This is a genomic window from Pantoea sp. GM_Pan_4 (assembly GCF_026541005.1).
Taxonomy (GTDB): Bacteria; Pseudomonadota; Gammaproteobacteria; order Enterobacterales; family Enterobacteriaceae; genus Pantoea; species Pantoea dispersa.
In genome coordinates this window covers 1-9,492 of record NZ_JALNUZ010000003.1, presented here as the reverse complement: position 1 = coordinate 9,492, position 9,492 = coordinate 1, and the positions used below count along the sequence as shown (strand labels likewise).

General features: G+C 55.8%; 12 protein-coding genes. 3 read left to right on the top strand and 9 right to left on the bottom strand.

The window, feature by feature from the left end:
* Positions 1-22: 22 nt before the first annotated feature.
* Positions 23-280 (bottom strand): excisionase, encoded by a 258-nt coding sequence (locus tag OXR61_RS08835; RefSeq protein WP_058785627.1) that lies wholly within the window; start codon positions 278-280, stop codon positions 23-25.
* A 452-nt stretch (positions 281-732) separates the two neighbouring features.
* Positions 733-1,509, bottom strand: coding sequence for a helix-turn-helix transcriptional regulator (locus OXR61_RS08830; protein ID WP_031279929.1), 777 nt, complete (start codon positions 1,507-1,509; stop codon positions 733-735).
* Between the two features lie 111 nt (positions 1,510-1,620).
* Here OXR61_RS08830 and OXR61_RS08825 point away from each other — a divergent pair, with 111 nt between their 5' ends.
* Positions 1,621-2,700, top strand: coding sequence for a zinc-binding dehydrogenase (locus OXR61_RS08825; RefSeq protein ID WP_031279928.1), 1,080 nt, complete (start codon positions 1,621-1,623; stop codon positions 2,698-2,700).
* 111 nt (positions 2,701-2,811) lie between these two features.
* On the opposite strand, the gene OXR61_RS08820 is transcribed toward OXR61_RS08825, so the two are convergent.
* From OXR61_RS08820 to OXR61_RS08800, 5 genes are all read right to left on the bottom strand, one after another.
* Positions 2,812-3,039, bottom strand: a complete 228-nt coding sequence (locus OXR61_RS08820) for a YgdI/YgdR family lipoprotein (protein ID WP_021508704.1) — start codon at positions 3,037-3,039, stop codon at positions 2,812-2,814.
* A gap of 22 nt (positions 3,040-3,061) precedes the next feature.
* Positions 3,062-3,289, bottom strand: coding sequence for a YgdI/YgdR family lipoprotein (locus OXR61_RS08815; protein ID WP_021508703.1), 228 nt, complete (start codon positions 3,287-3,289; stop codon positions 3,062-3,064).
* Between the two features lie 187 nt (positions 3,290-3,476).
* Positions 3,477-3,731 carry a biofilm development regulator YmgB/AriR family protein gene (locus OXR61_RS08810; RefSeq protein WP_125310694.1) on the bottom strand — a complete coding sequence of 85 codons (255 nt, stop codon included), beginning with the start codon at positions 3,729-3,731 and terminating at the stop codon, positions 3,477-3,479.
* 18 nt (positions 3,732-3,749) lie between these two features.
* A complete protein-coding gene (locus OXR61_RS08805; RefSeq protein ID WP_021508701.1) occupies positions 3,750-3,953 on the bottom strand; it encodes a hypothetical protein in 204 nt (67 codons plus the stop codon).
* Between the two features lie 143 nt (positions 3,954-4,096).
* Positions 4,097-4,714 (bottom strand): TetR/AcrR family transcriptional regulator, encoded by a 618-nt coding sequence (locus OXR61_RS08800; RefSeq protein WP_021508700.1) that lies wholly within the window; start codon positions 4,712-4,714, stop codon positions 4,097-4,099.
* A gap of 188 nt (positions 4,715-4,902) precedes the next feature.
* On the opposite strand from OXR61_RS08800, the gene OXR61_RS08795 reads away from it, so the two are divergent.
* Together OXR61_RS08795 and OXR61_RS08790 are read left to right on the top strand one after the other, a co-directional pair.
* The gene (locus tag OXR61_RS08795) at positions 4,903-5,631 is read left to right on the top strand and encodes a YoaK family protein (RefSeq protein WP_010615793.1); all 729 of its coding nucleotides are present in this window, start codon (positions 4,903-4,905) and stop codon (positions 5,629-5,631) included.
* A gap of 11 nt (positions 5,632-5,642) precedes the next feature.
* The gene (locus OXR61_RS08790; protein WP_021508699.1) at positions 5,643-6,215 is read left to right on the top strand and encodes a pyridoxamine 5'-phosphate oxidase family protein; all 573 of its coding nucleotides are present in this window, start codon (positions 5,643-5,645) and stop codon (positions 6,213-6,215) included.
* A 3-nt stretch (positions 6,216-6,218) separates the two neighbouring features.
* Here the strand turns inward: OXR61_RS08790 and OXR61_RS08785 are convergent, their stop codons facing one another.
* Together OXR61_RS08785 and OXR61_RS08780 are read right to left on the bottom strand one after the other, a co-directional pair.
* Positions 6,219-7,415: an MFS transporter gene (locus tag OXR61_RS08785; RefSeq protein ID WP_021508698.1), complete on the bottom strand. Its 1,197-nt coding sequence runs from the start codon at positions 7,413-7,415 to the stop codon at positions 6,219-6,221.
* Between the two features lie 188 nt (positions 7,416-7,603).
* Positions 7,604-9,247, bottom strand: a complete 1,644-nt coding sequence (locus OXR61_RS08780) for a methyl-accepting chemotaxis protein (RefSeq protein ID WP_021508697.1) — start codon at positions 9,245-9,247, stop codon at positions 7,604-7,606.
* Positions 9,248-9,492: the final 245 nt, after the last annotated feature.

The following is a 9,492-nucleotide window of genomic DNA, read 5'->3' as shown; positions in this document are numbered from 1 at the left end:
GTGGAGGTTAGCATCATAAGTTTCAGGCCTTTTGATCATATTTTACTTTTTCCATCAGCAAATTACCCCCGACAACACTATGCGAATGAACGTTTGGATTCCTGGCGTGTTTATGGGAATTGAGATAAATCGCTTCCGGATGAAGCCGGCACTCTTTGCCGTGTAGCTCCGGGCATGGGTAGATTCGCCCTTCGCGTGCCCAGCGGCGCATAGCGGACAGGGAAGGCGGCTGAGAATAGGTTTCGCTCGCCCACTCGGTCAGGGTGAGCAGCTTAGCCATGATTAACTTCCAGATTTCGGTCCATTAAAAAACCCCGCAAAAACGGGGTTTCATTGTTTATCTCTGTCACGTTTATCCTGCTCAGGCTTCCATTCAAGCCCGCACATATCGCAGGAAAACTTCCCGTCAGGGCGCTTTCGTGGTCCCACAGCGGCTTAAAATGCGCCCTGACGCAGCGGTTTCACCGCGGGCGTTAATGAATGGCGCCTTATCTCATCACTCCGGACCTTAGCCCCCAATAGACCGGATCTAACACCAGATTCCAGGTGAAATGGAGCGGCAGCAGCCTGAAGAAATGCATAATTACTTCCGTGAACGCCTGGCGTAAAGTTAATGCGTGTTTTTCGTTTCATGGCAACGCCCCCTGATGAAGATAGCGTTGCATCGACCCGTTGAACTCACAGCGCAGAGCGGCCTGAGATTATATCGATTGCTCTGCTGACATGCGGACGTCAGCAGATAGCGGCGGGGACATAAATTGCCAGCTTGAGTGCAGGGGAGTCATTTGACGTAAACGTTGAATAGCTGAATGTCCGCGTTATCCCGTCTTTCCCAGTGAGTTTTTTCTCTCCGGACACCGGCGCCGTTATCACATGCTCGCTCCACCATGTATCAAACTCCGGGCATTCACGGCTTAAGCGTTCTACCAGCGCAGTGAAGGTCTCATCGTCTGCATTTCGTGAATAACTGGAATGAAACAGGCCGAGCATTCTCTGTGCCTCTGCAGGCCAGGTGTCGCCAAAAAGGTATCTGGCCTGCTCTGTAGTGAACATGAAAACCATGATATTTCGCTCATCTGCAGCCAACAGGCTGAAATCCGTGATGACCTGTTCTGCTGCAGAATTCCACACCAATACATCCCATCTGTCATTGGTGACGTAGGCAGGCTCATTCAGCGCCCTGACCAGATGCGATAAGCTAGCCGGGACTTCCTGTTCGATATCTGCACTTTTTTTCCGGCCTGTCAGTGTTTTCAGGTGCAGAAATTCTGCCTCGTTCAGCTGCAGAGCTTTACCCAGGGCGTTAACTATCCGTTCGGAAAGCGTGCTGACCCGTCCCTGTTCGATTTTGGTATACCATTCCGTACTTATTCCCAGCATCGCTGCAACTTCCTCGCGCCTTAGTCCGGGCGTTCGCCGTCTTTCAGGCCCGGCAGAGGGGGGACGCTCAGGCTTCACCCTTGCACGTCGTGAACGTAAAAACTGGCTGAGCTCAGTATTCTTAACCATTTTTTGAACCTGGTAGTAAATTATACCTGTATAAAACTAGTGTATTTTACGCCGTTTTGGGTCGCCCTATGATGGTTTCATATTGTTCTATGCCCTCAGGAGAATATGACCATGAAAGCTGCTGTGCTTACTGCCTTTGGCCACCCGCTAGACGTTAAGAATGTGCCTGCACCGGTGATGGGAACCGGGGAAGTCATTGTCGATGTGGTTGCGGCGCCCGTTCTTTCCTACACGAATGAAGTACTGAGTGGGGAAAGAAAATATCTTTTACCTGTGCCGGTCATCCCGGGCTGTGGTGCCATCGGAAAGGTTCGCCAGACCGGCCCTGACTCAGCCTGGCTGAAACCAGGAGACTGGGTATTCTGCGATCCGACGGTGCGTTCCCGTGACAACGCGCTGTCGCCAGAAATTGTCCTTCAGGGATGGAGTGCCCGTGGTGAAGGAGGACAAAAAATCCAGCAATATCATCTGAATGGCAGTCTTGCTGAACAAATACGCATTCCGACTGAAAACGCAGTGCCCATTGGCGACATATCGCCTGCAGATGCGGGGCGATGGTGTGCCATCAATACGCTGCTTATAGCCTATGGCGGATTGTTATCTATGGATTTGAAAGCGGGAGAGCGCCTGCTGGTCAGTGGCGCAACCGGTAATTTCGGCAGCTCCGCTGTGCTTGCTGCCCTGGCCATGGGAGCCCATAAAGTCATCGCACCGGGCCGTAGTGAACGGGTGCTGAACGATTTGAAAAAACGTTTTGGATCGCGTGTGGAAACAGTAAAGCTCACAGGTACAGCAGAGATCGATATTGCTGCCATGAAGCACATGGCCGGGGGATCCATTGATGCGGTCCTTGATTTCCTTCCGCCGTCTGCGCAGGCCTCTGTCGCCCGGAATGCGATTATGTCAGTCAGACCTTATGGTCGTGCAGTCCTTATGGGCGGTGTTGGCATGCTGGGTGGGGACGATCTTTCACTACCTTATCCCTGGATAATGCGTAACCTCATTACCTTAAAAGGGCAGTGGATGTATGAACCTTCGGCAGTCCCTACGCTCTGCGGACTTATACGCGCGGGACTGCTTGATCTCAGCCACTATGACGTAACCGAGTTTCCGCTTGAGAGAGTGAATGATTCAGTCGCGCATGCTGCGAAAAACAGCGGGCCGTTTAAACTCACCGTCGTGCGTCCCTGACCAAAGGCGCCGCGATGGACCGGATTGCTCTCTTACGATGGCCCTGCGTATGGGTTCAATCACAAAATTCTGGCACAAAAAAGCCCGCTGCGCGGGCTTGATAAGAACCGATTAATGCGGAATCTCAGAGACCTCTTTGACATCCGCTTTGTTGATCTGCTGTTTGACACCATTGGCATCAACGTAGCCCAGCAGTCCGCTTTCCGCTTCCTGCGGTTTACCATCGCTGACAATGGTACGGCCATCATTGGTATGAATGGCGTAGCTGGTACGGGTACAGCCGGTCAGGGCGCTCAGTGCCACAATGGCTGCCAGTGGTAACAAAATCACTTTTTTCATGTCGCTCTCCCTATCGAGTAGATCAGTTGTTCAGTTCACTCATATTGGTGATCTGGTCACGGTTAATCTGTTCTGTTTTACCGGTTTGCGCATCTTTATAAGAGACCAGGCCAGTATCACTATCCACCTGTGGCTTACCATCGGTGACGATAGTGCGTCCGTCGGTGGTTTTAATCGCCTGATTTGATGAACAGCCGGCGATGGCAAAAATCGATGTCAATAACACAGCCGCTACGGTCAGTTTCTTCATAGTAATTTCCCTGATTGGTCTGAAGTCCAGTTATAAGCGTAGAACAAAATCCGGATTCTGGTCTGACCTGACTCGCTTTCTTTGCACAATTAATGCGGTTTAGCGTGCAATTGATGAGGAGGAAATTACCAGGCGCGGCTAATGTGTTTCGCCGCGTATATTGGGAAGGCAGGATAGCGTTGCGATATTACTCAGCGGCCAGGCGACCAAGCAGCAGAGAAAAAATAGCCTCATAATGCGTTTTCAATATCACATCGTCGCACTGGTCGAGACGTGCTATTAGCGCGACAAACAGGGTTTTTCGGTTCAGCAACTTGCCGCTGCACAAAATTTCCTGCACCAGCGTGCCAAGTAACTCATGCTGCTTTGCCTGCAGCGATCCACCAGTCCATGGTAATGCATCTTCAGAATTATTATGAAAAGGATCGTATCGCATCATCATTACCCTGATAGCAGTGCGTTAATTCAGCTTTTTGGCCAGCAGCCTGATCGCATTATCGCAGGCCTGCTGGATGGCCGGATTCTCCGAGCGCAAGCCCGTGCGATACAGCGCGCCAATTATTTGCTGAACAGATAAGGTTTCACCCGGTTGTACAATCTGTGTGACGACTTTGCCCAATAAAAGATAGATCTCATCGGCATCTTCTAATTCATCGTGCTTCACTCAACCCCCGGAACAAATAAACATAAATCTAAGTAATATGTTACTGACTGATAAATATTATTAAGCGCGCGATTCCAGGGTTTAAAACGTTATCGCGGCGAATATTAATTAGGAAACGCCTATTTCCTAATAGGCCAGACGAATCAGTCCAGAATGCTGAGCACCATATTAATGGTTTCTTTGCCATTAGTCACATCCTGAATTTTGCCTACCACGCGCATACCAAATGCCACGCAAAGCAGCAGTCCAGCGGCGGTGTCGGCATCCAGTCGTGGCGAAATCGATCCGTCCTCTTGTCCCTGTTCAACCAGCGAAGTCAGGAAGTTGCGGTTGCGTAATACCGCTTCACGCACCAGCTGGGATAACTCTTCGTCCAGCGTTTGCAGTTCCACGGTACTGCCAACCACCAGGCAGCCACGTCTGCCCTCGATCTCGCTGGCTGAGTCGAGATAAAACTGCAGCAGCTCAGCAATGCGCGCCCGGCCGGTCGGGTACTGTTGCAAACGGGTGCGCAGGTCCACATTGCGCAGCAGGATGTAGCGCTCAAACACCCGCAGAAACAGGGAACGTTTATCCTGAAACGCTTTATAAATACTGCCCGCCGTCAGGTTCATCGCTTCACCTAAATCGGCAATCGAGGCCGCATGAAAACCCTTCTGGCGGAACACGATCATGGCGCTGTCGAGCGCTTCGTCGATATCAAAATTGCGCGGTCTGCCGCGCTCTCTGGCAGCCGGCGCCGGATTGGGTTTACTGGACATAATGCGGGCTATTTAGAATGAATCGTTTCCAAATTATCCGGCTTATCGGTGACAGGGTCAAATCCTGCCCAAACGGCTGGCCCGGCGTGCGCTGATCGACAGCGAACCGCGTTAATGTTCAGCCCTGATAGTTGAGAATTTTTGACTGCCGGAGGATGATAAACCTTTTGCCGGGCCGGGACCTTTTCATGCTGATCTCCACTGAGGATACGCGCACTTTCAACACCGACATCCGCCTGGCGGCGACGCTGGCCGCCGTGGCGGGCGCACTGAACACTGCAGCGTTCGAAACGGTTGGTTTCTTCTCCGCCAACATGACCGGAAACGTCTCGTCACTGTCCGATCATCTGGCGAAAGCCAATCTGCATATCGGGCTGTTCTTCCTGCTGATTGTGCTGTTATTCATCGCCGGTTCGTCGGTCTCCACGCTGATCATCAATTCCGGCCGCAGGCGGCAGATACGCGGCATCTACGCCATCAATATTCTGCTGGAGGGCATTGCATTGCTGGTGCTGGGGATTGTCGAAAGCGGCTTTCATTTCAGCGAGGGCGGCGTGTTGCTGATTCTCAGCCTGAGCTTTCTGATGGGCCTGCAAAATGCGGTGGTAACGCGCATCTCCAATGCCCGCGTGCGCACGACGCACGTTTCCGGCACGTCAACCGATATTGGCATTGAGCTGGCGATGCTGTTCGACGTGCTGCGTCGCAAAGAGTCACCGAAAGACGCGCCGCTGTACATTGAACGGCTAAAACTGCATTGCTACACCGTGCTGGCATTTCTCGCTGGCGGCGTGCTGGGCATTCTGCTGCTGCAGTGGCTAAGCTACGCGCTGCTGATCGTCATTGGGTTACTGCTCAGCGCGCTGGCGCTGTCGGCGCTGAAACGTGCTGGCAGCAACCCGCTTCACGCCCGCTAAGGAAGGGAATCATGATCTCGCTCGACGACCGCCTGCAAGCCATCTGGCAGCTGCTTAGCACAGCCACCACATCGCGTTCGGCTTTCACCCTGATGCAGCTGGCAACGGTGACCGCTGACGGCCAGCCCAGCCTGCGCACCGTGGTGATACGGCAGTTTTTGCCCGCGCTGCCGGCCCTGCGTTTTACCGCCGATCGGCGCAGCGCCAAAATGCAGGATATTGCAGCCCAGCCGCAGGTGGCGTTACTGGCTTATGATGCCGCCAGGCGCGTTCAGCTCAGGCTGGCAGGCACGGCTCAGCGCGTTGACGATGCACAACAGCGTGCCGCAGCCTGGCATGCATTGCGCCCACATTCGCACGCGTTGTTTCAGTCACCGGTCAGGCCGGGCAGCGTGATTGCCCATCCTGATGACGCACTGCCTGCCAGCGCGCAAAAGGCGGGCACCGGACCCGACGAGCACTTTGCGCTGGTGCAGATCACCTTGCTCAGCGTGGAGTGGCTGGATGTCAGCCGCGAGCCCCATCAGCGCGCGCGATTCGAGGCCACTGCGGATGGCTGGCAGGGCAGCTGGCGCGTGCCCTGAGATTTATTGTTCAGCCGGTGTTTTTGCCTGACGCGGGCGGCCAGCCGCACCGGCGCACAACAGCGCCAGCAGTACCATGATCAGTACCGGCAGCATCGCCATGCGCAATCCGGCATGTTCGCCGATAAAGCCCAGTCCGGGCGGGCCGACCAGAAACGCCAGATAGCCCAGCGTGGCGGCAATCGTGACGCGCACCGCGCTGTTATGGCCATCGCCCGCCGCCGAGACCGTTAGCGGGAAGCCGAGCGACGCGCCGACGCCCCAGAACAGCACGGCCGCCGCCGCCAGCCATGGGTTATCGGAGAAAATCACCAGCGTCAGCCCCAGCGCGGCGGAGAATGCGCTGGCGCGCAGTACCCAGACACGGCCCAGACGATCAACCACCAGCCCACCGAGAAAGCGCCCCAGCGTCATGCCAGCGGTGAAGCCCGCGTAGACCAGCGTGCTTTGGGTATGATTGAGGTTATGGCCGTCGATCATCAGTAACGGCAGCCAGTCGTTAGCCGAGCCTTCCGCCAGCGCCATCGCCAGAATCACCACGCCGAGCACCAGCAGCTGGCGGTCACGCAGTTCACGTCCAACCTGGGCCAGAAAGCCGCCGTGATGCGGCTGTTCGCTGCGTTCGCTGTCGCTGGTGGCGGGCAGATGGCGCAGCGCCAGGGCGGCAATCAGCAGGTTAACCAGCAGCACCACGCTAAAGTGCCAGTGGGTGCTGATATCGGCTGCGGTCATGGCCAGCCCCGCCAGTGCGCCGATCAGCGTGCCGAAACTGAAGAAGCCGTGAATGATTGTCATGATTGACTTGCCGATGCGCCGCTCAAACGCTGCCCCTTCGACATTAACCACCACATCCATCAGCGCGGTTCCGCCGCCCAGCAACACCAGACTGGTAAACACCAGCCCGCTACTGGCGAGCGTTAACGCAACGGTCATCAGCACCAGGCCACCGAGCAGGATCAGGTAACCCGTGCGCATCACCCGGCTGGTGCCAAAGTGCGCGACCAGCTTACCGGCAAGCAGCACGCCCAGCATGGAGCCACAGGAGAAGCCAAACAGAATCAGGCCCATCATTTCCGTCGAGGCGTGCAGCACATCGCGCATAAAGGGCGTGCGGCTAACCCAGGAAGCCCAGGTAAAGCCAGGAATAAACATCAGGCCAAAGATGGCCCATTTACCGCGTGTCTGTTGCTGAGGGTGCATAAGGTTCCTTTAGGGAGCGGCGGGCATGCGGAGGTGAAACGCTTTCGTTGCTGATGACCGTTAGTATGGTTCACAGAATAGCAGTTTTGCTGGCGCTCGTTGAGGCAATGTCGCTCGCGCCAGCGCGCCGGGAAGAATTCGTCAGTGGGAGAAAGCCCCTCCGCGCGACGACGCGGAGGGCAACGGGATTAGAAACTCTGCCAGTCGGCATCGCTGGCCAGTGCCAGGCGTCCCGGCTGTGGCGCTTTATGGCTCGCCGGCGTGGGCTTGATGACCGGCGTTGCGCCGGATTCCGCCAGCACGAAGCGGGTCACCAGCTGGTTGAGCGTCTGGGCCTGCTCCTGCAGCGATTGCGACGCGGCTGAGGCCTGCTCCACCAGCGCGGCGTTCTGCTGCGTCACATCATCCATCTGATTCACCGCCTGCTGTACCTGGCTAATGCCCTGACTCTGCTCAACCGCGGCTGCGGCGATTTCGCTCATCAGTTCGCTGACCTGATGGATAGCGTCATTCATCACCTGCATGTTGCTGCTGACGTCGCTGGCCTGGGCGGCCCCGGCTTCGGTCAGTCGATGCGACTCTTCAATCAGTCCTTTGATTTCGCGTGCGGCCGAGGTTGATCGCTGCGACAGGCTGCGTACTTCACCCGCCACCACCGCAAAGCCCTTGCCGTGCTCACCGGCGCGTGCGGCTTCGACTGCCGCGTTGAGCGCCAGGATATTGGTCTGGAAAGCGATGCCTTCGATCATTGAGACGATGTCCGTGACCTTGCGCGAGCTGCCACGAATGTCATCCATGGTCGAGAGCATGGTGCTGAGCGAGGTACCACTTTTTTCCGACAGCGAACTGGCGTTAGCCGCCAGCTGGCTGGCCTGACGCGTGTTATCGGCTGTCTGACGTACGGTTTCACTCAGTTCAGTCATGCTGGCCGCGGTCTGCTCCAGCGAGGCGGCCTGCTGTTCGGTACGCGCAGAGAGATCTTCATTGCCGGCGGCGATTTGCACCGATGCGCTGCTCACCGAATGCGACGCGCTGCGCACGGCACTCAGCGAACCGGCCACGCTGCGCATCAGCTGATTAAAGGAGCGCGCCATATTGCCCACCTCATCGCGACGGCTTTCGTCTGCGCTGAGCGTCAGGTCGAGATTTTCGCTGGCGTGCATCATGACTTTGCCGACATCGGACAGACTGCGACGAATGCGCAGCACGGTGAACAGGGCGAACAGGCCAAAAATAATCACTGTGGCTATCACGCCGGTAATGGTGGTCCACAGCACTTCATGGAAGGTGCTGAGGTTGGTGGCGCGTAACTCATCGCCGATAGAAATATTCAGCATCAGCTGCTGCTGGTAATTGGTGACCAGCTGGCGAATGGCGGCACCAATGCCGTTCTGCCCCTCGATCAGATCAAGGCTGATGGCGTTCTGATGCGCGCGCGAGGCAGTGAGAAACGCCGGCAGCCGCTCGCTAACGCGCTGTATATTGGCAAAAGCCAGCTCGGTCAGGCGTTTATCTTCCTCGCTGGAAATGTTGTGAGTCAGGTAGTAATCGGTGAGCGATTTCAGGCCGCCGATCTGTTTATCAATGTCCGCTTCAACCGCAGGCATGTTGCTGTCCTGCAGCTGAGTCTGATGTTTGTAGAGCGTCAGCGCCAGCTGATTGCTGCGATCAATCAGCGTATTGAGGTCTTTAATCGACGGAATGGCGTTGGTCTGCACGTACTCAAAGCGCTCCTGAAAGCCGGACAGCAGTGAGATGGCGAGCACCGCCTGCAGGATAATGGCGCCAAACAGCATGGAAAAGGTCAGTAGCAATCGTTGGGAGATGTTCATCTTATTATCCTTAATCTAAACGCGTCCCGGCGCATGACGCGGCGGGTACAAGGGCAGATTAAAGAACATCGGCAGATTGTGGTTTTTAGTTAATGAAATTTTAGCGGCGGGTAGCGGCAGAGGCTGGCGGGTTAACAGTGGAGCCGGTCGCCGTGAACGGCGACCCTACAGTGCATGTCCCGTTATTTCCGTAGGGTGCGCATTCATGCGCACCTGGAAACGGGGAGTGCATGTCCCGTTGTTTC